The organism is Paraglaciecola sp. (genome assembly GCF_030730205.1).
In the GTDB taxonomy this organism is placed as follows: Bacteria; Pseudomonadota; Gammaproteobacteria; order Enterobacterales; family Alteromonadaceae; genus Paraglaciecola.
The window spans coordinates 15,504-41,257 of sequence record NZ_JANQVQ010000074.1 but is presented as its reverse complement, the minus strand read 5'-3'; the positions used below and the strand labels follow the sequence as shown (position 1 = coordinate 41,257).

Here is a 25,754-nt window from a genome sequence, read left to right as displayed (position 1 = left end):
GTTGTTTTTCCTACAATATAGCAGGACTTCCTGATTAGCCAAGCGTCTATTTGGCGGGCGGACTATTGGTCTGTGAAGGATTTTGAGGTAAAGTTCGCCCCTTGAAAATTTTCAGTTAGGGTTACAAGTGTGGGTGAAGCCGAAGTCAGTTTAGAACACCTCTACAAGGTTTTTACTATGCCTGAAGGTAAGAGTTCTAAGTTAGCCCAAATTGAACAGCATCTGTCAGACAACCTTGCCGGTTTTTTGTCTCAGCACGTTGTTACATCAGTAAAATCGCTAGAGCAAATAGAAAAAAACTTTGCCGAATATGCGGTACCTGAACAACCAGAATTTGTATCTGAGCATGCGGCCAATTTGTTAGATAAATTGGTGGCTAATTCTGTTAATACTTACTCTCCGACCTTCATTGGTCATATGACCTCCGCTCTACCTTATTTTCATTTGCCATTAGCAAAGTTACTGGTGGGCCTTAATCAAAACCTCGTAAAAATTGAAACCTCTAAAGCCTTTACGCCTCTTGAACGTCAAGTCTTGGGCATGATGCATGAGTTGGTTTATGGCCAATCGAGTGACTTTTATCGAACTTATTTACACAGTGCTAATCACGCTTTAGGCGCCTTTTGTTCTGGCGGCACGATTGCAAACGTCACTGCACTTTGGGTGGCTAGAAACAAAGCGCTACCCGCTACTCCGCAATTTCGTGGTGTCGCTTATGAAGGCTTAGCAGCAGGCTTACAACATTACGGCATTAAAAAGATGGGCGTATTGTCATCAAGACGGGGCCACTACTCGCTGTCTAAGTCTGTTGATTTGCTTGGTTTAGGTCGTGAACAATTACTGACTATAGATTGTCCTACCCAGCGATTATCCGCTGAAAAAGCGTTAGCGGTGGGCAAACAGTATCAAGCTGAAGGCAATAAAATATTATCTATTGTCGGTATTGCAGGCACTACTGAAACAGGTCACATTGATCCATTAGACGAATTAGCCGATGTCGCTGCCGAATTAGGTTGTCACTTTCATGTAGACGCCGCCTGGGGTGGCGCAACACTGTTCTCTCGCACCTATCGCACCTTATTAAAAGGGATTGAGCGCGCTGATTCAGTTACGATAGACGCGCATAAACAAATGTATGTGCCTATGGGCGCAGGCATGGTGTTATTTAAAGATCCAAACGATAGCAATGCCGTGCGCCATCATGCCCAGTACATTCTTCGTGCGGGCTCGAAAGACTTAGGGGCAACAACCCTTGAAGGGTCACGCAATGGTATGGCAATGATGGTTTACGCTTCTTTGCATATTTTTGGACGTAAAGGCTACGAGTTATTAATTGACCAGAGTATTGAAAAAGCTAAAACCTTTGCTCGCATGATCCAATCAAATCCTGATTTTGAGCTTATCACTGCTCCCACCCTGTCGTTATTAACCTATCGCCTGAATCCAGAAGCGCTACAAGATAAGTTAAATCGTATGCCGCAATTGGCCAGCGCCGTAAATCTTGAACTTGATCAACTCAACGTTGTGATTCAAAAACAGCAGCGTGAGGCAGGTAAATCCTTTGTATCACGCACCCGTTTACAAACAGAAAAATACAATACTCAAGCGATTACGGTATTTAGGGTTGTGATTGCCAACCCTTTAACCACCGAGCTAGATTTACAAAATATCTTGGATGAGCAACTCGCCTTAGCCAGCAAAACTAAAATTTGGAATAAGCTTTGCGCTAAACATCAAAAAGCAGGTTAATTACCTGCTTTTTTACTTGATGAATGGGCTTTATAGTTGGATTTGGATGTTATCGATAAGACGGGTTTTGCCTAAAAATGCCGCGGCCAAAATCACTAATTGAGTGTCTTCGTGCCCAGGTGGCAGTAGGTTTTCTGCATTGCGAATTTCAATATAGTCAGGATTAAAACCCAGCTCAGCAAGATGTTGTTTACCCAGACTAACCAGCATTGAAAAATCTCTACGGCCCTGTTCAATTGCAGAAGCAATTATAGTTAGTTGCTCGTACAATATTGGTGCTAAAGCACGTTGCTCGGCATTTAGATATTGATTTCTTGAGCTCATCGCTAAACCATCTGATTCTCTGGTGGTAGCCACACCAATCACTTGTAGGTTCATTGATAAGTCAGTGACCATGGCTTTGATAACTTGCAATTGTTGAAAGTCTTTTTCACCGAAAAAGGCCAAGTTCGGTTGCACCATATTAAATAATTTACACACGATGGTAGCCACACCACGAAAATGTCCAGGACGGCTTGCCCCACAGATCATGTATGAAATACCCGGTACTTCAACAAAGGTTTGTTGCTCTAGTCCTCGGGCATAAATATCACTGACCTTTGGTACAAACAAAACACTGACGTCTAAGGCTTCTAGCTTTGCCGCATCATCATTGAGTGTCCGCGGGTATGCATCTAAGTCCTCATCAGGTCCAAACTGCATGGGATTAACAAAGATTGAAACCACAACGATATCAGCGTGTTTTTTAGCTTCTCGTACTAAATTTAGATGCCCCTGGTGTAAGTTTCCCATGGTGGGTACAAAGGCAATGACTTTAGCACTGGCTTGCCATTCCCTTCGTTGCTCTCTTAAAACCGGAATATCACTAATAATCTGCATCAACCTTTCCTAATTAAAACTATGCTCGCTAGAGGGGAAAACACCCTCCTGTACTTCACGTATATAATCACTGACAGCTTGGCGAATATCCCCGCTTGACTGTAAATAATTTTTTGAAAACTTAGGCATGTAATTGGCGCTGATCCCTAGCATGTCATGCATAACCAGTATCTGCCCATCAGTTAGGTTGCCAGCACCTATGCCAATAACAGGTATACTGAGACTGCTAGCAATAAGTTCAGCCAAACTTGATGGCACACACTCAAGGACTAATAATTGTATACCAGCTCGTTCTAATTCTTTGGCTTGATCACATATTTTTTCAGCTTGTAAGTCTTCACGGCCCTGCACTTTAAAACCACCAAAAACGTGCACTGACTGCGGCGTTAAACCCAGATGACCACAGACAGGAACACCACGCTCAACCAAACCTTTGATGGTGTCAAGTAACCACGTTCCACCTTCAAGCTTAACCATGCTTGCACCTGCTGCCATTAACTGTGCTGCATTCATATAAGTTTGCTCGGCACAGGCATAAGACATAAAAGGCATATCGGCAATAACAAAGGCGCGCTGCGTGCCTTGGCGCACCGCTTTTGTGTGATAAGCAATATCAGCGATAGTAACGCCTAAGGTATCATCACCACCTTGCAAGACCATGCCCAAGGAGTCACCGATTAACATAATGTCTATACCTTGCTCATCAAACAATTTAGCAAAGCTTGCATCATAAGCCGTCAAGGCACTGATACGTTGCTTATCTTGCTTCATCTTCAATAAGCTTGAAGTCGTGACCTTTTTCATAAAATTTGCTCCAATCTTAGGGCGTACAATCTGGGTTTTATAAGAAATTTATGCATGAAACTATACTGACTTTTCTGTGAATATCTAGAAAGGGGGGGCACAAGACAAAACACAGAGACCGTTAAGAGGACAGTTTTTAATGACATCCGTGACATTTTCGCCATCAGGCAATCGCAGATTAGGGCTAATCTCAAGCAAAGGATAAAGCACGAACTCTCGTACTTTCATACCATAGTGTGGCACCACCAATTGCGGTAAATTAATAATTTCATTGCCGTACAATAATATATCAATGTCCAGTGTGCGCGGCCCCCATTGCTCATTTTTACGCACTCTACCTTGCTGTAATTCAATCTTCTGCGTAGCCGCCAATAGGCTCACTGGCGTCAACAAAGTTTGTAGGTGCACAACAGCATTCACATAATCTGGTTGATCTGACGGCCCCATGGGACGACTGGCGTACAAACTAGAACAGCGCAAAACCGTAGTTTGACCAAGATGCGCCAAAGCTTCTAAGGCACGACTAATTTGCAGACTAGGCTCAGCAAGATTACTGCCTAAGCCAAGGTATACGTCTATCATTCAGCTTTCTTCGGCTTTGCGCGATAGCGACGTTTACGTTTAGTTGCTGGGGCTGAACCTTCCGCTTTCCGTAAGTCTGCCAGTAAATTTTTACGCCCTTGTTCGTCGGCAGATTGAAATTCTGTCCACCATTCAGCTAATTCAAGTAAGGCGCCGCCTTCTACATCAGCCCGTAACAACAAAAAGTCATAGGCCGCACGAAACTTAGGATTTTCGAGCATCTGATAAGCACGACGACCAAAACGTTTGGATAATCGGAGCTGCAACTGCCAAATTTCGCGAATGGGCATGCTAAACCGTTTAGGAATCATGATGCGCTGAATTTGTTTATGCAGTACGTCATTTAATGCCAAGTTGAAGGCATCAAAATGAGTTAAGCCCCCTTCAACCATCAACTGCTGACAACGTTCTTCTAGGGGATACCATAAAAAAGCGGCAAAAATAAACGCGGGGGTGACCCGTTGGCCGGTATTAATTCGATTATCCGTGTTGGTCAGCACTTGTTCAACAAAGCGCACTTCTCGGCTATTTTTATCACTTAGCAGTGGGCCAAGTTGCGGAAACAAAGGCTCAAATAAATCATAAGTGTCCAGCAAACGATAGGTCGCTAAACCTTGGCCTGAAAGCAATAACTTCAGCACTTCTTCAAACAGTCGTGCTGCTGGAATATTGCCTAATAAGGGCGCGAGCTCTTTAATAGGCTTGGCGCTCTTATCACTGATACGCATATTCAATTTAACTGCAAATCGCACTGCACGCAGCATGCGCACTGGGTCTTCACGGTAACGGGTCTCTGGGTCACCAATGAGAGCAATTTCTTTGGCTTTTATCGCCGCCATACCACCTGCAAAATCGCTGATCGAGAAGTCAGCAATGTTGTAATACATGGCGTTTATAGTGAAATCTCGGCGCTGGGCATCTTCTTCAATGCTACCAAAAACGTTATCACGTAATAACTGACCATGGTCACTTTGTTTACTCAAATCAGAAGTGTTGGCACTGTCTTCATCATTCGTATCATCGCTGTCTTGATGATGGCCACGAAATGTCGCAACCTCTATCACTTCTCTACCATAAACAATGTGTGCCAAACGAAAACGGCGGCCGATTAAACGACAATTACGAAACAAACCTTTGATCTGTTCGGGCGTAGCATTAGTGGTGACATCAAAATCTTTTGGCTCTTTACCTAAAAGTAAATCTCTCACACAACCCCCCACCAGATAAGCCTGATATCCAGCGTTGTGCAGGCGATACAATACTTTAAGTGCGTTTTCGCTAATATCGTCGCGGGAAATGGGGTGATCGGCACGAGGCACTATCGCAACACTTAGCTTGGCTGGTTGAACCACAGCTTTGCCGCGCAAAGCATCTTTTACCTTGTCGATGACTCGAGAAATAATGAGCTGTACTCCTTGACTGAGTTAAGTCGAAAAATCGGCGCTAATCATATACTGTATAACGCCTTAATTCTATTGTCATTGCAGGCAACTTCAGGCGGTACTGCACTGAGTTGCCACGCGTTTATGCCCCAATTTAAGATCTCTTTAACTGTTGTAGTTTGCAAAGATTTTGGCGGTGATAAACCCAAAAAGCACATAGCATGAAATAGATTCAACTCAACTTGCTGGTTATCAATAGCGGGCGCATGATTTTGCTTGCTGAGCTTGCTACCATTTGGGCTTAGTACAAGGGGTAAATGGGCAAATGACGGTGGCTTATGACCAAACGCCTGGTACAAGGCAAGTTGATAAAAGGTGGCGTGCAATAAGTCAGCACCACGTACGACCTGGGTGATGCCCTGAGCAATATCATCTGCTACGACTGCTAGTTGATAGGCAAATAAACCGTCCTTGCGTTTAATGGCAAATTGCACCTCGCTATCGCGATGGCTTACCTCTTGCTGTATTTCATCAAAGTAGGTCTTAATATGCTTACTATTTTTGAAGCGTATAGCGGCATGCTTTTTAAAATTTGACTGTGTCGCACAACAGCACAAGGTTTTTGGTGCAAGCGCTGCCAACTCAGCACGAGTACAATCACAAAAGTAGGTATAGTTATGCTCAAGCAACCAGGCGATTTTTTGGCGATATAACGCCGAACGCTGACTCTGAAAAACAGGCTCATCGTCCCAATTCAGACCGTGTTGCGCCAAGGTATTTAGAATTTGCTCACTGGCACCAGCGACTTCTCTGGGTGGGTCAATATCTTCTATACGAACAAGCCATTTACCTTGTGATTGTTTAGCCTGTAAATAACTGCCTAAGGCAGTAACTAAAGAACCAAAGTGCAATGGGCCGGATGGCGAAGGCGCAAAACGTCCGACATAATTAGACGTGTGTTGAGGGGGCAAAGTAGGCATATAAGATGCACAGAAGTTATGTAGTGGTGGCCGTGCTGCCATCTTGCAACACGGACACTACCGGCGGCAGGATTAACCTTGCAGCTGTTTTTCTTTAATTTCAGCCATTGTTTTGCAATCGATGCATAAATCAGCTGTAGGTCTCGCTTCTAAGCGGCGTACGCCGATTTCGATTCCGCAAGCATCGCAAAAACCAAAATCGTCTTCTTCAATACGTTTTAAGGTTTTTTCGATTTTTTTAATCAACTTACGCTCTCTATCACGGGTGCGTAGTTCTAAGCTGAATTCTTCTTCTTGTGCTGCTCTATCCACAGGATCGGGGAAATTAGCCGCTTCATCTTGCATATGATGAACAGTACGGTCGACTTCCTGACGTAGTTGATCACGCCAAGCTTTCAACAATAAACGAAAATGCTCCATTTGCTTATCGTTCATATACTCTTCGCCGTCTTTCTCTATATAAGGAGTAAGACCTGCAAGCGCGAGTAAACCAAGTGTTTTTGTTGTTTTTTCTGTTGGCATTTGCCAATTCTCCTAAACTACTGCACGAGTTGAAATATGCAGGCGGCTATGTATATCAGAAAGCCCTTGCACAGGCAATTTTTTGCGCTTTTACCTTCAGCAACACACGCGAAAATCAAAGTAAGCTGCGCAATATGGCGATCCGGCGAGAAAAATCAACCGCTAATTTAACATTTAAAGGGGATGGATTGATTTATAAAGATTTTTTCTGGCGACATACTGACGCTATAAACCAATATTTCTACTCCTTTTGCTTTAGCCTTAATAAATTCCCTTGCATAGGCAGCATCAATATGACGCGCGACTTTTACTGAATCAATGCCACTATGTTGCACACAAAAGAGTAAAACTGAGCGTTTACCTTCACTGACTAATTGGGCTAATTCACGTAAATGCTTTTGACCACGCACTGTCACAGTGTCAGGAAAATACCCTTGTTGATCTTGCAATAATGTGACTGACTTGACTTCGACATAGCAATCTTGCCGCTGCTCATCGTATAACAAAAAATCAGCTCGGCTGTTTTCTACGCCATATTTTGCTTCTCTTTTTATATGGGTATAACCCTTAAGCTCAGGTATTCTATTGTCTGCCAAGGCCTCAGCGACGAGATCATTAGCCTTATGTGTATTAATACCAATCCAATGCGCTTGATCGGTCTTGACTAGTTCCCAACTGTAAGCCAGTTTTCGTTTTGGATTATCACTATGCGATAGCCACACTTGCCAACCAGGCTCTGCACATCCGGTCATTGCACCCGTATTGGCGCAGTGAGCAGTGACCACGCTCCCGTCATCTAACTTCACATCCGCTAAAAAACGTTTATACCGTTTGACTAACCTACCTTTGATTAATTTTTTACCGTACAACACTAAGCTTTTCTCCACAGTGACTAAAGACCTGATAGTATTTAGTCCTCTGACTCTACTGGAGCTAATATGACGTTCTGTGACATCTCTTTAACTACCGATCCTATTCCTGCCTATTATGCCCCTGGCGCCCTGGTTTCAACAGCAAGTAATCAGGTAAAAATTCATCTACAAAACCCATTGGCTGATTGTGGTTTAATTCAAAGGGCCGCACGCCTTATCGATGCAATGGGTATATTACAGGTAAAATTTGTTGGTAACTGGTATATAGAACAACAGTGGGCCTTTGCCCAAAGCTTTGCCTCGGCGAAAAAGCCAACCCAGATTGAATGGTTAAGTAATGCAGATAAAGTCGAATTACAAAACCGGTTTGACGCCATGCAGTTTACCCGTGCAATAATCAATGCCACCCCAGAGGCACTTTCTCCGGTGTTATTAGCCGAACAAAGTATTGCTTGGTTAAGCTCCATTGCCCCCCATGCAATCAGTAGTCGTCTTGTTGTGGGTGAAGAACTTCATCAACAAGGATGGCATGGCATTTATCAAGTAGGCCGAGGTAGCTCCCGTCCTCCGGTATTAGCTGAAATCGACTTTAATCCCAGTGGTGATAGCAGTTTACCCGTCGCAGCCTGTCTGGTTGGCAAGGGTATTACCTTTGACAGCGGTGGTTACAGCCTGAAATCAAGTGAAGGCATGTTACATATGAAGTGCGACATGGGCGGCGCAGCAACCGTAATAGGCGGCTTAGGTTTAGCCATCATGCGCGGGCTCAGTAAACGGGTTAAGGTATTTTTGTGTTGTGCAGAAAACTTAGTCAGTGGCCATGCTTTTAAACTCGGCGACGTTATAACCTATAAAAATGGAACGTCGGTAGAAATCGTTAATACAGATGCAGAGGGCCGTTTAGTGCTAGCGGATGGGTTGATTGCTGCCAGTGAAACCTCAGCGCCCTTAATTATCGACGCTGCAACTTTGACCGGCGCAGCTCAGGTCGCATTAGGCAATGAATATAATGCGCTTTTTGCTTTAGACAAAACACTGCTACAACGGGCATTAGCGTGGTCAGAACAAGAGAAAGAATTAGCTTGGAGTCTTCCACTAGAAAAATGGCATCGCGAAAAATGCCCTTCTAATTTTGCCGATACGGCGAACAGCCGGGTACAAAAAGGGGGAGGCGCAGGTGGTGCTTCAAATGCCGCGGGTTTTTTATCACGGTTTGTTAATGAGGATGGCACAGGTTGGTTACACATAGATTTAGCGGCAGCTTACCATGCAAACGGGAGTAACCAAATGCCTGCAGGAGCCAGTGCACAGGGCTTCAGAACCATTGCCCGAGCACTAACTGACTGCTAAATGAAACAACACAGTGAGTGGTGTGTATGCCACTTCATTCGCTGTGTTTTATAAACCGCCCAAACGTTCAGCCAACACTTTGTAACGTTCAACGGCAGTAGAATCAAATAATGGTTTTCCATCTGCGTCTTTTTCTTGGGCAATTAACAAACTTTCACGTTCAAGACGTTCAACTCGCACTTCTTGCACACCAAGAAATTCTGCTACTTGCGCCACGGTCATTAGACTCATCTTTGTTTTCCTCTATCTCTTTTTAGTTATTTTCAGCAAAGTAATCTACACAATTAAAGCGTAAATGTTTAGTTTTGCTAGTGAAGATTATTGCGAAGTAGAATAATGTCTGATGACGAAACGCAATGTAAATTGAATTAAAGCATCAAGCCTTTGAAATTAAAACTATTTTTTATGAATAACTGGGTAGTGATCTTGAGATACGTTAAACTACGGCTGTTCTACACACACTTAGGGTAAAAAAAATGGATACATGGTCGGCTGCCATCACATTATTTCTTATTATGGATCCTTTGGGTAATCTCCCTATTTTTATGTCTGTATTGAAATCCATTGAGCCAAAAAGAAGGCGAATTGTATTAGTTCGAGAGCTTATATTTTCCCTCATTATCATGATGATATTCTTGTACAGTGGGCAGGCAGTGCTTAATTTTTTAAGCGTTAAACAAGAGACGGTTAGTATTGCCGGAGGGATCATTTTGTTTCTGATTGCCCTGAAAATGATATTTCCTCAGCCAGGAGGTGTTACCGGTTTGCCACCGGGAGAAGAGCCATTCATCGTTCCATTGGCTATCCCAATGATTGCAGGCCCTTCTATACTTGCTGCACTGATTTTATTGGCCAATCAAGATCACAATCGCATGATGGACTGGACGATTGCTCTTGGTCTGGCTTGGTTTATATCTGCTACTATTTTGATGTTCTCTGGTTTGTTTCATAAATTACTTGGAGAACGTGGTTTAACCGCGATTGAGCGTTTGATGGGCATGATATTAATCATGATTTCGATTCAAATGTTACTCGATGGCGTTGGCCAATATTACCAACTACCCTAAATGAAGGATTCACCCTTGTTAAAAAAATTAACCGTATTTCAAGAAGTCAGAGATTTGGAGGGATGGCAAGCGGTTGCTTATGCTGCAACCTTACTTGAAAGAATGCTGCCTAACTATACGCTATTTTGTGAAGTAACCGAATTTGCCGATCCAAGTCTCTACCGTAATAGCTTAGATGCCATTTGGGATTGGCTGGCATCACCAAAGGCTAAAATAAACTTTACAGCACAATTAGAAAAAATCGAAACTGCCGTTCCTGATACCGCTGATTTTGATAACTATGGTGTATACCCCGCACTCGATGTCGCCATGTCGATGACAGCTATTATTTTATTGATTCAAGGTGAGGATCCACAAGGGGCTGTCGTCGTGAGTAAACTGTCTCAAGGTGGCGTTGAAGCATTTATCGAGGCAACCGCTGATGGCGAAATATCAGATGCTGAAATTAAAGCCCATCCTCTGATGCAGTGGGAAATTGAAGTTCAAAAAGAACTTCTAGTCTTGATAAAAAAACATCCGCATAATGCCTCAACATGCAAACTTTTAAAAACCTTTGCAACCGAACCAGGAATAAGCAATATTGGTATTGAAATCAATTAGTTAGTCAATATAAGAATAACTAGTTGTATTTAATAAAACCTTAGTTTTGATAAAGCCGGGCGCAAAGCTGACCGCCCTGCCGCTCTTTAAGGAGCTGCCAGTGAACGGGCACTACATAGTCGGCAGCTTGTTGCTCGCACTCGATGTAAATAATGCCAGAAGGCGCTAATACTTGATGCTCATGAATGAGGCGCAACGTTTCAGGAAGTAAATTTTGGTGAAAAGGCGGATCAAGAAAAATAATATCAAATTGCTGTTTTAGCCCTGGTAACACTTGCAAGGCATTGCCTGTTATGACCTTTGCAAGCTCGTTTTCCGCTTTTAATTTGACTAAGTTTTGCTGAATGTTGGTCACCGCCGCCTTGTCTAACTCTATAAAATCCACATGTTTTGCATAACGAGACAAAGCTTCAAATCCTAGGCCGCCACTGCCCGCAAAAACATCAAGGCACCTCGCATTTTGCACATAAGGCATTAGCCAATTAAATAAGGTCTCTTTGTTACGATCCGTTGTAGGTCTGAGTCCTTGCACGTTTGCAACAGGTAATTTACTGCCGCGCCACCGGCCGCTAATAATCCGGATTGAGCCTGATGGCTGCTTTGATGGTTTTACGCCTCGCTTCATTGGTCTTTGAAATGCTATTATTGCCCACACTGAGTAGTAGTTTATCTCAAATAACCCACGAATTTCCCAAGGATTTAGTAAAAATATGTCAAAGTTTTTTAGCTGGCTAAGTAAAGACAAAAAGAAAGAAGAGACGTCACAGCCCGTCGAGCCAATTTCCACCGACGATACGGCGACAAAAAATGAACCTGAAGAAGCCCCTGAGCTAGCTGAAATTCAAAAGGCTGCGGCGCAAGTTACCGATGATCCAGTGATAGGCAGCAGTGAAAGAACCCTGCCAGTGGTTGAAGAGATGCCGCCAGAGTCGACTGAGGGCGTGATACAAACTGAGGTTGTAGCAAAAGCCCCTGAGGAATTAAGTTTATTTGCGCGTTTAAAAAAGGGTTTATCACGCACTACTGAAAGTATTGGTAGTGGCTTGGCTAATTTATTTCGCGGTAAAGCCATTGATGACGAGCTGTTTGAAGAATTAGAAACTCAACTGCTTATCGCTGACGTTGGCATAACCACCACACGTAAAATGGTCGCCAAATTAACAGAGAGCGCGGATCGCAAACAACTTAAAGATGCCGATGCCTTGTTTCAATTGCTCAAACAGCAAATGGTCGACATTTTAAGCGCGGTTGATAACCCACTCACTATTGATGCCGATAAAAAGCCTTATGTCATTTTAATGGTAGGTGTAAACGGTGTAGGTAAAACAACGACTATAGGCAAAATGGCTAAACAATTTCAACAGCAAGGCAAAAAGGTCATGCTTGCCGCTGGGGATACCTTTCGTGCAGCGGCCGTAGAGCAATTACAAGTATGGGGTGAGCGCAATAATATCCCTGTGGTTGCGCAGCAAAGCGGCGCAGACAGTGCATCTGTTATCTTTGATGCTTTTCAATCAGCAAAGGCCAAAAATATTGATGTGCTTATTGCCGACACCGCCGGCCGTCTTCAAAATAAAGACCACTTAATGGAAGAGCTCAAAAAAGTGGTTCGTGTCATGAAGAAAATTGATCCACAAGCGCCTCATGAAATCATGCTGACCTTAGATGCTGGTACAGGGCAAAATGCACTCAGTCAAACCAAGCTTTTCAATGAAGCGGTTGGCTTAAGCGGTTTGACACTAACAAAACTTGATGGCACAGCAAAGGGCGGAGTCATTTTTGCGATTGCTGATCAGTTTCCAATACCCATTCGTTACATTGGTGTGGGTGAAGGTATAGAAGATCTGCGCCCCTTCAACAGTAAAGAGTTTGTTGAAGCACTTTTCTCAGGCAATGAAAAAACACAATCAAAACAGAAACACCATTAAACACTATGATTAAATTTGAGCAGGTTAGCAAAACATACGCTGGGGGTCAGCAAGCCTTACGCAAAGTTGACTTTCATATTGAGCCTGGAGAAATGGCTTTTTTAACGGGTCACTCTGGCGCAGGTAAAAGTACTATCCTGAAATTAATTAGCATTATGGAACGTCCAACTGTGGGCAAGGTGCTAATTAATGGCCACGACCTGAGCAATATTTCCCGCAAGCAAATTGCCTACATCAGACGCGACATTGGGATGATATTTCAAAGCCACCAACTTTTGATGGATAAGTCGGTTTACGATAACGTTGCCTTGCCATTGGTCATCGAAGGTTATTCACACAAAGAAATCACCAAACGTGTGCATGCCTCTTTGGAATTAGTAGGTTTGCGAGACAAGATTAAGAATATTCCCATCACCTTGTCCGGCGGTGAACAACAAAGAGTTGGAATAGCCCGTGCCATTGTCAATAAACCCCCTCTATTATTAGCGGATGAGCCTACTGGTAACTTAGATCCTAAGCTATCAATGGAGATCATTAAACTGTTTGAAAATTTTAATCAGGCGGGTGTATCCGTATTTATTGCTACCCATGACTTGGGCCTCATAGCACGCATGAAATACCGCACATTAACCCTAAAAAATGGTCAGATGATTACCGACGGGTTGACTGAAGAGATGCCTGAAAATGATTTTTATGGCTAAGTGTCAGCAACACAACAGATTAAAACAGGAGAGAAGCTAACCATGAGTATCTTATTCAAAGGACGCGCTCAAGGTGCTCAAATATCACACGTTTCTGCCATACAACGGTTTTTAATGTTTTTTGTGAGTCATCTGCGCCAAGCCTTAGGTAGCTTGGGTGAGTTATGGCGTTCAAGAATTTCGTCAATCATGACAATAGGCGTGTTAGGACTGAGCATTACCCTACCTAGCACGCTCTATGTGATGGTAAAGAATGCCGAAAATATCAGCTCTGGCTGGCAACAAGCCTCTGAAATATCTTTGTTTTTAAAGCAAGATATTAATCAAAGTGATATCAACCAATTATTGAAGCGCATTCAGCTTTGGCCCGAAATAGACACCATTCATTTTATTCCGGCCGATGAGGCTTTACAGGAATTTAAGCAGCTATCAGGCTTTGGAGATGCCATTGCTTATTTAGATAAAAACCCTTTACCTAATGTTGTTTTAGTCATACCGACTGAAAGACATGCGGGCCCTACGGCGGCCCGTTTGCTGCTAGAAAAACTTCGCAAAGAAAGAGAAGTCGATATTGGCAAACTCGATATCGAATGGCTAGAACGTCTGCACGCCCTACTAAACGTGGCACAAGAACTTGTTACAGTCATTGCCATCTTACTGTTTTTAGCAGTGGTATTAATCATTGGCAATACAATAAGATTGAATATTCTTAATAAAAAAGACGAGATTTTAGTTATGAAATTAGTCGGCGCAACGGATGCATTTATTCAGCGTCCTTTCTTATATACTGGATTTTGGTACGGTTTATTGGGGGGCGTATTGGCTTGGATGGCAGTGATACTCTTACTATGGTGGATGAGCAGCAGCATTTCAGCAGTGAGTGAACTCTATCAGAAAAACTTTAATCTGACCGGCATAGACGGTGGCACCTTGTTAATTATGTTGTCTGTTTCGGTTTTCTTAGGTCTAAGCGGCTCATTGCTCTCAGTTAAACGGTATGTGAGTGCTATTGAGCCCAAATAAAGCATAAGAATGTTATTTATAGACTCGATAAGCCCAAATAGCGCTCTTCTACTTTTTTCAAATCAGTAATAAAGGGCTCTAATTTGATAACAAGCTGTTGCTGAGTTTTAAATTTGGGCCAAGGGAGTAAATGGTCTCCGTTGGGATTACCGGTTTTAATAAAATTAATGAAATACTGCTGCGCCATAGTAGATACCTCAAAGTCTTCTTTTTCCCACTCGTAAATGGGATTGGTATCTAAGTTTCCTAATACGTACTCAATTTCAGCAGAATGCACCGCCCCCATATCAGATATTTCCTGACGCTGACCTCTATTGTAAATTGATTTCATGGCCGGTCGTATATGGTCATATAGGTAGTAGTACGAGTCAGCAGAGCCATAAGTGGTTGCTGCATTAATCCACTTCCACGTAGACTCGCTGATGAAGCGATCACTCATCAAGTCTTGCGCTGCCCGTTTAAGCTCTTCTGTGCTTTCACCTGAATACAAGGCGGCAATCTTCCTAAAATTATCGGGATAAAGTTTTTGCAAGGCCAACAGGTAGTTTTCTTGGGTCACTTCTTCTTCGCCAAATAACTGTTGATAACTCCCTTCTTGAGAATTGACCCCAGCCAACACTGGCACATCAGCAAATTTTTTGGTTTCGAACAATTTTTGCGGGGTATCAGTGAGGAATTTACCGTCTATTGTGGGCAGTAACTGTTGATATCCGGCTTGAGTTGCGCGCTTTAATAACTCATCCGCGGGCAAGGCGCGCAAAGCGGCAATACTCAGATCCTCACCCTCGAGTACCGCTTCAGCAAGCGCTAAACCTTGACTTTCACTTTGGGCTAAAGATGACACAAAACGCCCCATAATAGAGCCACTTTCTCCGATGACACCATGAATATGCGGGATAGACTTTGCAGAAAGGGTTTGAGCGCTAGCAGAAATTGAACCCGCAGACTCGCCTGCAATGGTAATCCGTTTCGGATCGCCGCCAAACGCCGCAATATTCTGTGCGACCCAGATGAGGGCCGCTTGTTGATCGAGTAAACCATAATTGCCTGAGCCAGCATAAGCACTTTCGCTGCTCAGCTGTGGATGAGCCATAAAACCAAACACACCAAGACGATAATTGACTGTTACTGTGAGAATGCCATTTGATGCCATATCTGCGCCGTCATAACGATTTTCAGAGCCATCACCGGCAATAAAACCACCGCCATAAAAGTACACCAACACAGGGAATTTTTGCTCTGTGCGCTCCTGAGGCGCCCAAATATTCAAGAATAAGCAATCTTCACTCATACCCGACGCACGAAATTGCATATCGCTAAACAGGGGGTTTTGCATACATTTGTGAGCAAAGTCGTCAGCGTTTAGCACACCCCGCCACTTCGTAGCGGGGAGAGGGGCTTGCCACCGCCTGTCACCAACTGGCGCTTGTGCATAAGGGATCCCTTTAAAAGACACCACTTCCAGTTGAGGAATGAAATGCCCTTTCACTCGTCCTTGATTGATTTCGATAAAGTTGACTTCAACTTCGTTATGGCTCTGTTCGCAGGCGGACAAACACACCGCAGCTAACATAATAAAAATTCTAGCAACTTGACGCATACCTGTTTTCCCTATTAATTGGTCTTAACACGTAGGCGTTCTAAAACGTGATAAACCGTAAAGTCAAAACACTTATTCAGTGTTATCACCCCTTGATACCGAATGTTCTTCAGACATATCTGCTGGGTTTGGCGCTGTTTTACTTAATTCAACTTCAACCCCATCCACTCGCTGTAAACCTCGTGGAAGCTTATTTCCTCGACGCCCTCGCTCGCCTTGATAGTGACTTAAATCAGCGGCAGATAAACTCATACCCCGTTTACCAGACAATATTTTAATACTGGCACCGTCAGGTACCACAGTCAGCACCTTGACATACTCTTCTCGCGAAGCAGCTCTGGCCGAGGGGATACTGATCAATTTATTGCCCTTCCCTTTGCCTAGGATGGGAAGATCGCGAAGGGGAAACATCAACATGCGTCCTTCGCTGGAAATAGCCAAACACCAATCGGATTCTAAGTTGTGAAGGGCTTGTGGCGTTATCACCTTCGCGCCACTAGACAAAGACAAATACGCTTTACCCGCTTTGTTTTTGCTTACCATGTCACTGAATTGACCCACAAAACCATAACCCGCATCTGAAGCCATTAAATATTGCTGCTCATCTTTGCCCATCACCACATGTTCAACGGTTTCACCGCCTACAATGTTGAAACGTCCCGTTAATGGCTCTCCTTGACTTCTGGCTGACGCCAAACTGTGAGCGTCACAAGAAAAAGTACGACCAGATGAATCAACAAATACGGCTTGTTGATTACTTCGACCTTTAGCGCTGGTTAAATAACTGTCACCGGCTTTGTAACTTAAGCCTTTCACATCCACATCATGCCCTTTAGCACAGCGTGCCCAGCCTTTTTCAGATAACACCACGGTCACTGACTCTGAAGGCATGAGCTCTTTTTCACTTAAGGCTTTGGATTCACCACGGGCCACAATAGGTGAACGTCGATCATCCCCGTACAGTTCAGCTGCAGCAAGAATTTCTTTTTTGATAAGGGTTTTCAAACGCTGATCAGAACCCAGTAATAGTTGTAATTGATCGCGTTCTAAGGCGAGTTCATCCTGCTCGCCTTTTATTTTCATCTCTTCTAATTTGGCCAAATGGCGTAATTTAAGATCAAGGATTGCTTCGGCCTGAATATCAGATAAGGCAAAATGACTCATCAACTCTTGTTTGGGGTGCTCTTCGTAACGAATAATTCGAATAACTTCGTCAATATTCAAAAAGGCAATCATTAAACCTTCAAGAATATGCAGTCTTGCTAGTACTTTATCTAAACGATATTGTAAGCGGCGCACCACAGTGTCTTTTCTAAACACCAACCATTCACTTAATATTTGCCGCAAGTTTTTCACTTGAGGACGGCCATCTAAGCCAATCATATTGATATTAACGCGATAGCTTTTTTCTAAATCAGTGGTGGCAAACAAGTGTTGCATCAATTGCTCTACATCGATGCGATTCGAGCGTGGGGTAATCAGCAAACGAGTCGGGTTTTCATGGTCGGACTCATCACGTAAGTCACTGACCATTGGCAATTTTTTAGCCTGCATTTGCGCCGCTATTTGCTCTAAAATTTTACCGCCGGACGCTTGATGGGGCAAAGAAGTAATAATAATATCGCCATTGTCCTCATGATATACCGCACGCATTTTAATAGAGCCGCGTCCCGTTTCATAAATCTTAGCAATTTCGTCTTTTGGCGTGATGATTTCTGCTTCAGTGGGGTAATCTGGCCCTTGTACAAAGGCTAATAACTCACTCAACTCAGCTTTACTGTTGTCCAATAACAAGGCACAAGCATTGGCCACTTCACGCACGTTGTGCGGTGGTATATCGGTAGCCATACCAACTGCGATACCGGTAATACCATTTAACAATATATGAGGTAAACGTGCAGGTAATACTTTGGGTTCGTCAAGTGTGCCATCAAAGTTTGGTTGCCAATCGACTGTACCTTGGCCGAGTTCAGTCAGCAGCACTTCACTGAATTTAGACAAGCGAGATTCGGTATAACGCATGGCTGCAAAAGATTTTGGATCGTCAGGTGCTCCCCAGTTTCCTTGTCCATCAACCAAAGGATATCGATAAGAAAAAGGTTGTGCCATTAAAACCATGGCTTCGTAACACGCTGAGTCACCATGAGGATGAAACTTACCTAATACGTCACCCACAGTACGGGCAGACTTTTTGTATTTGGCGTTATTACTTAAACCAAGCTCAGACATGGCATAAACAATACGGCGCTGCACAGGTTTCAAACCGTCACCGATATGCGGTAACGCTCGGTCCATAATGACGTACATTGAGTAGTTTAGGTAAGACTGCTCAGTGAAGTGACGCATCGCCAACTGTTCGATGCCGTCTTTGTTGATTATCGTATCTTGACTCATATAAAACTGGGTTCGCTATTTATTGTTATTTTCTATTGAGTAGGGTCGTAGGCTTTTTTCAGCCGTTTGTCGCATATTTGTGCTCACCTTCGTGTTGCACAATACGCCATAATGAAAATCTAATACAAGCCTTACACCGCTACAACCTGTTTTAAGGCTTTTGGTAGGTTACCCTATAAATCACATTGGCGAAATCATCTGCGATTAACATACTACCGTCAGCCATTGTGGTAATAGCAGCGGGGCGGCCCCACGCTGTATTATCATCATTTAACCATCCTTGTACAAAAGGCTCATAAGCTATGACCTGGCCCGCTTTTACGGACGCCATCATTACCCGATAACCTGACTTTTGAGTGCGATTCCATGAACCATGTTCCGCCACAAAGAGGCGATTATTCATGGTATTTTCAAACATTGTGCCAGCATAAAAGTGCACACCAAGTGGGGCAACGTGCGCCATCAAATTTAGCTTAGGCACAGTATAGTCAGCCATATTTTTATTTTCTCCAAACTCGGGGTCGGCAATACTGCCACCATGAAAATACGGATAGCCAAAATGCTCTCCTAGCGTCTCTACTGCATTTATCTCACAAGGAGGGATATCATCACCTAACATATCCCGACCATTGTCGCTAAACCAAAACTGTTGCGTTTGTGGATGCCAGTCAAAACCGACACTGTTACGCACGCCTTTAGCTACCCATTGTTTTTCACCGGAGCTTAGGTTAAAGCGTAAAATCGATGCAAATCTAGGATCATCAAAACGCGCTGTGCCGGTGGTTTCGCATATATTACAAGGAGCCCCAATAGGCACGTATAGCCAACCATCTGGACCAAAATCAATATATTTCCAGCCATGGTGCTTTTCTGTTGGTAAGCCGCTCACCACAACTTCAGGTGCAGGTAAGTGAGTATAGTGTGCCTCGATGTCTGTATATTTTAGAATACGATCCACCTCTGCCACATATAAATCGCCATCTCGTATGGCTAAACCAGAGGGCATGTTCAGATTCTGAGCAATGTTAATCACCCTATCTGCTACACCGTCTTTATCGCTATCAATAACGGCATGCACCACGCCCGCTTCACGGCTTCCAACAAACACAATGCCGCTGTCACTGATCGCCATTTGCCGTGCATTTTTCACTTCATTGGCAAAAATACTGATGTGATAACCTTCGGGCAAAGTGAGTTTTTCTATTGGTAATGACGTTTGGGCGGCACTACTCACATGGCATATAAACATTGCTGTCAGAGTAATTAAAGATCTTGTAGTTAACATATAAGCTTCTATTTTTAATGAAATTTTCTATTTTTATCATACGTTATCTAAGAGTCGAGCGGTAGAGATTGCCTAAGGCAAGCTGCAAATGGTTAAATAGGCTATAGACTTTTCCCAGTTAGATTTGACATGCCACTGCCTATTCGTCGTTTCATTGTTATTTTACTGCTACTCATTCCGAGTCTTGCTTATTCTCAAAGCACCATCCAATTGCTTGAAACGGAAAACACCATTCGTTTGTCTGGCCAGCTCAAGATAATGTTTGAAGAAGAGCAGCAATTGACCGTTCAACAAGCGGCACAATTAATCGATAAATTTAACTGGCAATCTGGCGATAATCCTAATTACGGTTTAACTGACAAAGGCGCTTGGTTATATACCACCATAAGTAACGTCACTGATGTTGAAGACTGGGTCATAGATGTAGCATTTAGTCAGTTAGAAAAAGTGGACATCTACTTATTGATGGATGACAAAGTCATTGCCCAAACGCAACAAGGTAAGGCGCGCTTTGGCCAACACTATCGTTTACCTACCCTTAAAACTGAACTGCCCTATGCCCAGACTCTATCCTTATTTATTCGCATTCAAAGCCCTCACGCTAGCCTAATTGCGCCGGTTGATATTCAAACCCACGCCTCCCATGAAAGAACAAACTTTTACGACAATCTATTATGGGGCTTGTTTTATGGCGGCCTGCTGATTTTAGCGATTTACAATCTCATTTTGTTTATAGGAATTAAAGAAAAAAGTCTCATTGCATATGTGGGCTATATTGCTGCGGTCATTGTGTGGCAGTTTGTTTGGAGCGGGCACTCGCATTTGATTATGCCAGAGGCGTTTTCACGCTGGGAAAATGAACACACCGATCTTATCTTCATCATCATTGGCGTTTTTTCTGGCCTATTTACCTGCGTATTTTTGGATATCAAAGTAACAGCGCCAAAAACCTTTGTTGTAGTGCGATCGAGCCTTATCTTACTTATTGTCCTTGGTTTTTGCTCTGTCATTAATCTGTTCCCACCATTGTGGCAATCGAGTTTAGTGTATTTGGTCAGTCTAATAGCCATTACCAGTTACACTGTTGCGGGTTTTGAAAGCTACAGCAATCAGTTTTATGCAGCACGTTACTTTATCTTCGCTTGGAGTATTCTGGCCACTGCAGCCATTATTGGCATGCTTAGCTTAGCAGGAATATTTCCCTCAAATTTCTTTACCACTTATTGCTTTCAATTCGGCGTATTTTTAGAAGCAGGCTTGTTTTCACTCGCCTTAATGGATAAAAGTCGCCACCAACTAGAATTAGAGATAGCACAGGCCACTAATGACTTGCGCAATAATATCGAATTAGTTGAAGAGCAAAATGCCCGTTTAGATATCGCCCGCAAAGAAGCTATCAATGCCAGTAACGTAAAATCACAGTTTCTGGCTAATATGAGCCACGAGATACGTACCCCACTCAATGCCATATTGGGTTTTAGTAAAGAACTGCATTCATCAGATTTGAGCCCGGAAAAACAAGAACAGGTCAGTATTATTAATGCCGCTGCCGATAATTTACTGACTATCGTCAATGACGTATTGGATTTTTCTAAAATTGAAGCCGGCAAGCTACGAATAAACAATAACCCGTTTTCACCTACCCAAATGATCGAAGATTTAGTAAGTGTGATGGCTAAGTCTGCCCATTTAAAACACTTAGGGTTTAATTATGATTTGTCGCCTTTACCTGAAAAACTGATTGGCGACAGTTACCGCATAAAGCAAATTTTGAATAACCTATTGGGTAATGCTCTTAAATTTACCGATCAAGGTCACATTGGCTTAGCAGTAAAAGGCTCGTTTTTAGACCATGGCATATACGAGTTGGAGTTTAAGATAGAAGATACCGGAATAGGCATTAGTCGCGAAGACAGACGAAAACTGTTTGCAGCCTTTTCTCAAGTAGACGACGCCCTCAGCCGCTCATATCAAGGAACGGGGCTCGGATTGGTCATTTGCCAAGAGCTGGTAAATTTAATGCGCGGCGAACTCACTCTCCAAAGCACGCCAGGCTTGGGAAGTACCTTTACTGTTACCCTTAGAACCAATCTACTAAATAAAAAATTAAGTTTACGCAAAGACAGTGAGTGGCAAGGCAAAAATATCCTGTACTTCGACCCTGTTCCTTACTCACGCTATAGTGCAGTAAAGTTACTAAAAAATGTTGGAGCTTCGGTAACAGGAGTCGAATCCTTAAATGTGCTTAGTGAGTTAACCCATCATTACGATATGATTTTTATCTCAGTGCCGAGTCACAGAGAAAATGACTTGCCGGCTATTTTTGCCATCAGTCGGCAGCTCTCCTTCGACCAATCGATCTTACTGTACTCAGGAATCGATTCATTAATTCAACATAGTGATCTCATTGAGTCTTTTGATCATAAACTCCGTTTACCTCTGACCTTCAGCCGTTTAGGCAACCTATTGCACTTACCCCCAGTCAGCGCCGCAGACCAAGTTCAGCAAAGACTAATAAACTTGCCCAAGGCACGAGTGTTAGCCGTTGATGACATGGAAATTAATTTGCGTCTGCTCGCCACTTGGTTCAGAAATACTGACCTGCAATTGACCTTAGCCTATAGCGGTAAAGAAGCCGTAAAACAATGCTATGAAAATGAATTTGACCTCATATTAATGGATGTGCAAATGCCGAATATGGATGGTATTGCAACCACCAAACGCATTCGTCAAACAGAGTTGAATTTTGGCACGCCTATTATCGCGGTCACGGCTCATGCATTTAAAGAAGAGCAAGATCGTCTACTTGCTTCAGGTATGGACGACTATTTACCTAAACCCATCAATATCTCTGACTTAGTCGACTTAATCATAAGGTGGTGCCAGCAAGTTGAAGAAACACCACCAGAGTTGGCTCATTTTGAATGGACATCGGCATTAAAACGCACCAATCACAATGAAGAAGCAGCATTAGAAATTCTTGAGCAATTTGTTAAACAGTTACCCGGCCTACAGTCCAATATAGAACAATGTTTTAAAAGCCAAAATTTTATGGAAATGCAAGCTTTTGTGCATCAGTTACACGGTGCATGCTGTTACACCGGTGTGCCCAAACTGCACAAGCTGTGTGAAGAGCTAGAAAGTGCTTTAAAATTAGGGCAATTTGATAAAGTAATTAAAAAAATGCCCTTATTTGCAGGGGCCTGCGACGGCATTTTACACAGCGTCGAGCAGGGCCATTATTTGCGTTAATACGCAAGCTAACAAACATTAGCGAATTCATTTAGCCTAAGGGTATAAAATTTGTTGTAACTGTATGAGTAACAGCCTTAGCTCGACAGGCTTGGCAAGGTAACCATCAAAGCCTAGTTGCTCATACGCATCAATGTCTTCACTCATCGCATTGGCAGTGAGCGCAATAATCGGTAAGGCCGGATACTCCACTTTAATTGCTCTACAGGCTTCCCTTCCGTCCATCAGCGGCATGTGGATATCCATCAACACCATATCAATGTGCTGCTTTTGTACTATGTTGATAGCCTCAAGCCCGTTGCCAACAAAGATTAACGTCGCTTGAGTAGGCTCCAACATAGCTTGCACAACCATCTGATTTATTTCATTATCCTCAGCAACGAGTATGATCTTACCGCTGAAATCAAAGGCTTCAGCCTCAATATCCTGAGGCTGTGCAACAGGCTCTAAAACCTGCTGTAACGGTAAAGTCACAGTAAATACAGAGCCCCTGCCAACTTCACTTGCAACCGTTATCGTTCCCCCCATCAAATTGACTAAGGAGTAGGTAATCGACAAACCTAGCCCTGACCCACCAAATTTACGGGTGGTTGAGCTATCGGCTTGCTCAAAACGTTGAAATAATCGCTGTAATTGTTCTGCATTAATCCCGATACCCGTATCGCGAATTTCAAACACCAGTGTTGCTTTAACGGCATCGTGACAAACACTTAATTGCACCTTGCCCGCCTCAGTAAATTTAATCGCATTCGCCGCTAAGTTTAATAATATTTGTTTTATTCGCGTGGGGTCGCCTAACCAATAGGGATGATCAACTTGGTTCAAAATCGCAAACTCGATATGCTTTATATTTGCCAGCATAGACAAGTCGGAGTGAAGATATTCAAGCAGTTCGTGCAGATCAAACCCACCTTGTTCCAACACCAACTTATTCGCCTCTATTTTAGAAAAATCGAGAATGTCATTAATTATAATGTTGAGTCCCTTAGTGGAATACATGGCCTTTTTTAGTAAGGCTTTACCTTGAAGACTAACAACCTCTTTATTAAGAACTTGCAAAGTGCCATAAATACCGTTCAGAGGCGTACGAATTTCATGGCTCATATTGGCTAAAAATTTCGATTTTGCTTGATTAGCTTGCTCAGCTTGCTCCCTTGCTTGAGCCAGCACTCGCTCATGTTCTAATTGCTCTGTCAGGTCATACGCAATGCCCAAAAAGCCAAATAATTGTTGTTGGTGGTCAAATAAACTTGTCACTGTTAAGCGCACGGGAATATGGCGACCACTTTTATGAACATAAGTCCATTTGTTCACATCTGGCCCGCCACGACGGGCTTTCGTTACGAAGACTTCAAAGCCTGGTTCAACTGGATAGCCAAATTCTTCACTTAACTGTTGCGCCTTAGTAACGACTTCTTCACTAATATGAAGCAGAGCGGCGGTATGGGTATTGACTAACTCTTGTGCTGCATACCCCAACAAGGACTCTGCTGCAGGATTAAACCCGGTAATAAGCCCATCTACATCAGTGGTGATGATAGCGTAAGCGGCACTTTCGAGAATACTGCGCTGCAAAACGTTAGCCTGAGAAATCTCCCTCATCCTATTGGCTACTTCTTTTTCAAGCGCAATATTAGCTTGTTGCAAGGTATGTTGTTTTACCCGAGAGAGTTCGGTTTTATGCTCAGCAGATTGCCTGATACGAGCAGTAACTAAATACAAGGTTAACACCAGCAAAATCACTAAAATGCTTACCCCCATGACCGTAAAAAACGCCTGATGTGGGGCTGGCAAAAGTAAAGATTCAACAAATTCGGGTTGAGCTCTCAGTTCTAATAGCCACTGACGTCCATAAAGCCCTATGGTTTGAGTCACTAAAGCGGCCTGCGCAGTCTCATCATCCATCTTGCCAAATTGATAAAAAAGCTTTGATTCGCCATCCGTGATGTCTTTAATGCTCAGGGCAACATCATTTTGAGTGGCGATATAACTGTTTAATACATCATCAGCAAAAATGGGGGCATAAGACCACCCCTGAATATTGGCCAAACGCTGTGATTCAGTGAGCTCTGCGCCATTTGCTGCGTAAATAGGCATTAAAATTAAAAAACCATAGGCGGTTTCGTCATTTGCCTGTACCAATTTGATTGGGGCAGTTAGCCGAACGTCATTATGAATGGCAGCTTGCAGCGCAGCATGGCGACGGTTGGATTCTGAGCCAATATCCAAGCCCAAAGCCGCTTTATTCTTTGCCTCAGGCTCTATATATTGAATGATAAATAGCGTGTCGGTATGACGTTGCAATTGCCGTATGTTGAAGATACCGTCGGGGCGGTCTTGTCTGGCAAAAGCAATAAAATTTTCTTGCTCACTGGGGTCAATATAGCGAATCACCCCAAAGCCATTGGCACCAGGAAACTCTTTGCCAACATCCCGAGAAGCACTGTAGGCTTGCATATTCGCGTAGTTAAATTGCTCCATGCCAGTGGTTACCACGGCTCCTCGCAAGCCACGTAATCCATACTGATACAGCGTTATCCAATCACTGACTGTTTCACTAATAAGCTCAAGGCGTGATTGTAACTGTTGCTGTATGTGCCGCTGATTATCCGCTGATTGACGTTTATCTGCATAACCAGCAACCAATAGTCCAGCAATAAAAATACTCAAAAGCAAATAGAGTAACTTTTGATTTATTTTAATGGGTCTTGTCATTGGCGACTCTTGGTTTTGTATAGTTCACTTTATTCCAAGTTAAAGGATTTTGCTTATGGATGGCCGCAA

The 25,754-nt window shown here is 43.2% G+C and carries 21 protein-coding genes; 8 read left to right on the top strand and 13 right to left on the bottom strand.

All coding sequences use genetic code 11. The annotated features are described in order from the left end of the window. Positions 1-129: 129 nt before the first annotated feature. Positions 130-1,749, top strand: coding sequence for a pyridoxal-dependent aspartate 1-decarboxylase PanP (gene panP, locus NWQ57_RS06375; RefSeq protein WP_306021301.1), 1,620 nt, complete (start codon positions 130-132; stop codon positions 1,747-1,749). 30 nt (positions 1,750-1,779) lie between these two features. Here the strand turns inward: panP and panC are convergent, their stop codons facing one another. From panC to sfsA, 7 genes are all read right to left on the bottom strand, one after another. Beyond that, positions 1,780-2,628 (bottom strand): pantoate--beta-alanine ligase, encoded by an 849-nt coding sequence (panC, locus tag NWQ57_RS06370; protein ID WP_306021300.1) that lies wholly within the window; start codon positions 2,626-2,628, stop codon positions 1,780-1,782. Between the two features lie 9 nt (positions 2,629-2,637). After that, on the bottom strand, positions 2,638-3,432 hold the full coding sequence (panB, locus tag NWQ57_RS06365; protein ID WP_306021299.1) for a 3-methyl-2-oxobutanoate hydroxymethyltransferase: 795 nt from the start codon (positions 3,430-3,432) through the stop codon (positions 2,638-2,640). Between the two features lie 84 nt (positions 3,433-3,516). Beyond that, the gene (gene folK / locus NWQ57_RS06360) at positions 3,517-4,014 is read right to left on the bottom strand and encodes a 2-amino-4-hydroxy-6-hydroxymethyldihydropteridine diphosphokinase (RefSeq protein WP_306021298.1); all 498 of its coding nucleotides are present in this window, start codon (positions 4,012-4,014) and stop codon (positions 3,517-3,519) included. Beyond that, complete coding sequence (pcnB, locus tag NWQ57_RS06355) at positions 4,011-5,333, bottom strand: polynucleotide adenylyltransferase PcnB (protein ID WP_306021369.1); 1,323 nt, start codon at positions 5,331-5,333, stop codon at positions 4,011-4,013. The genes folK and pcnB overlap by 4 nt, the downstream gene beginning before the upstream one ends. Before the next feature lie 128 nt (positions 5,334-5,461). Beyond that, positions 5,462-6,376, bottom strand: a complete 915-nt coding sequence (gene gluQRS, locus NWQ57_RS06350) for a tRNA glutamyl-Q(34) synthetase GluQRS (protein ID WP_306021297.1) — start codon at positions 6,374-6,376, stop codon at positions 5,462-5,464. 72 nt (positions 6,377-6,448) lie between these two features. After that, positions 6,449-6,898, bottom strand: coding sequence for an RNA polymerase-binding protein DksA (dksA, locus tag NWQ57_RS06345; protein WP_306021296.1), 450 nt, complete (start codon positions 6,896-6,898; stop codon positions 6,449-6,451). 167 nt (positions 6,899-7,065) lie between these two features. Then, positions 7,066-7,770, bottom strand: coding sequence for a DNA/RNA nuclease SfsA (sfsA, locus tag NWQ57_RS06340; RefSeq protein WP_372340897.1), 705 nt, complete (start codon positions 7,768-7,770; stop codon positions 7,066-7,068). A 66-nt stretch (positions 7,771-7,836) separates the two neighbouring features. Here sfsA and pepB point away from each other — a divergent pair, with 66 nt between their 5' ends. Then, positions 7,837-9,120, top strand: a complete 1,284-nt coding sequence (gene pepB, locus NWQ57_RS06335; RefSeq protein ID WP_306021294.1) for an aminopeptidase PepB — start codon at positions 7,837-7,839, stop codon at positions 9,118-9,120. Between the two features lie 48 nt (positions 9,121-9,168). Here pepB and NWQ57_RS06330 read toward each other — a convergent pair whose 3' ends face one another. Then, the gene (locus tag NWQ57_RS06330) at positions 9,169-9,351 is read right to left on the bottom strand and encodes a helix-turn-helix domain-containing protein (RefSeq protein ID WP_306021293.1); all 183 of its coding nucleotides are present in this window, start codon (positions 9,349-9,351) and stop codon (positions 9,169-9,171) included. 245 nt (positions 9,352-9,596) lie between these two features. Here NWQ57_RS06330 and NWQ57_RS06325 point away from each other — a divergent pair, with 245 nt between their 5' ends. Further along, positions 9,597-10,187, top strand: a complete 591-nt coding sequence (locus tag NWQ57_RS06325) for a YhgN family NAAT transporter (RefSeq protein WP_306021292.1) — start codon at positions 9,597-9,599, stop codon at positions 10,185-10,187. Continuing rightward, a complete protein-coding gene (locus NWQ57_RS06320; RefSeq protein WP_306021291.1) occupies positions 10,188-10,787 on the top strand; it encodes a YjaG family protein in 600 nt (199 codons plus the stop codon). A 40-nt stretch (positions 10,788-10,827) separates the two neighbouring features. Here NWQ57_RS06320 and rsmD read toward each other — a convergent pair whose 3' ends face one another. Beyond that, the gene (gene rsmD, locus NWQ57_RS06315) at positions 10,828-11,412 is read right to left on the bottom strand and encodes a 16S rRNA (guanine(966)-N(2))-methyltransferase RsmD (RefSeq protein WP_306021290.1); all 585 of its coding nucleotides are present in this window, start codon (positions 11,410-11,412) and stop codon (positions 10,828-10,830) included. 85 nt (positions 11,413-11,497) lie between these two features. On the opposite strand from rsmD, the gene ftsY reads away from it, so the two are divergent. The 3 genes from ftsY to ftsX are packed head-to-tail and all read left to right on the top strand — an operon-like array spanning position 11,498 to position 14,439. Continuing rightward, complete coding sequence (gene ftsY, locus NWQ57_RS06310; RefSeq protein WP_306021289.1) at positions 11,498-12,715, top strand: signal recognition particle-docking protein FtsY; 1,218 nt, start codon at positions 11,498-11,500, stop codon at positions 12,713-12,715. A 5-nt stretch (positions 12,716-12,720) separates the two neighbouring features. After that, positions 12,721-13,416, top strand: coding sequence for a cell division ATP-binding protein FtsE (ftsE, locus tag NWQ57_RS06305; protein ID WP_306021288.1), 696 nt, complete (start codon positions 12,721-12,723; stop codon positions 13,414-13,416). A 42-nt stretch (positions 13,417-13,458) separates the two neighbouring features. Continuing rightward, positions 13,459-14,439 carry a permease-like cell division protein FtsX gene (gene ftsX, locus NWQ57_RS06300; RefSeq protein WP_306021287.1) on the top strand — a complete coding sequence of 327 codons (981 nt, stop codon included), beginning with the start codon at positions 13,459-13,461 and terminating at the stop codon, positions 14,437-14,439. 16 nt (positions 14,440-14,455) lie between these two features. On the opposite strand, the gene NWQ57_RS06295 is transcribed toward ftsX, so the two are convergent. From NWQ57_RS06295 to NWQ57_RS06285, 3 genes are all read right to left on the bottom strand, one after another. After that, entirely contained in the window at positions 14,456-16,039 is a 1,584-nt protein-coding gene (locus NWQ57_RS06295; protein ID WP_306021286.1) for a carboxylesterase/lipase family protein, read from the bottom strand. Positions 16,040-16,111: 72 nt separating this feature from the next. Beyond that, positions 16,112-18,433 carry a DNA topoisomerase IV subunit A gene (gene parC, locus NWQ57_RS06290; RefSeq protein ID WP_306021285.1) on the bottom strand — a complete coding sequence of 774 codons (2,322 nt, stop codon included), beginning with the start codon at positions 18,431-18,433 and terminating at the stop codon, positions 16,112-16,114. A 151-nt stretch (positions 18,434-18,584) separates the two neighbouring features. Then, positions 18,585-19,682 carry a sorbosone dehydrogenase family protein gene (locus NWQ57_RS06285; protein WP_306021368.1) on the bottom strand — a complete coding sequence of 366 codons (1,098 nt, stop codon included), beginning with the start codon at positions 19,680-19,682 and terminating at the stop codon, positions 18,585-18,587. Between the two features lie 165 nt (positions 19,683-19,847). On the opposite strand from NWQ57_RS06285, the gene NWQ57_RS06280 reads away from it, so the two are divergent. Further along, on the top strand, positions 19,848-22,970 hold the full coding sequence (locus tag NWQ57_RS06280) for a hybrid sensor histidine kinase/response regulator (protein WP_306021284.1): 3,123 nt from the start codon (positions 19,848-19,850) through the stop codon (positions 22,968-22,970). A 36-nt stretch (positions 22,971-23,006) separates the two neighbouring features. Here NWQ57_RS06280 and NWQ57_RS06275 read toward each other — a convergent pair whose 3' ends face one another. Next, entirely contained in the window at positions 23,007-25,685 is a 2,679-nt protein-coding gene (locus tag NWQ57_RS06275; protein ID WP_306021283.1) for a CHASE domain-containing protein, read from the bottom strand. Positions 25,686-25,754: the final 69 nt, after the last annotated feature.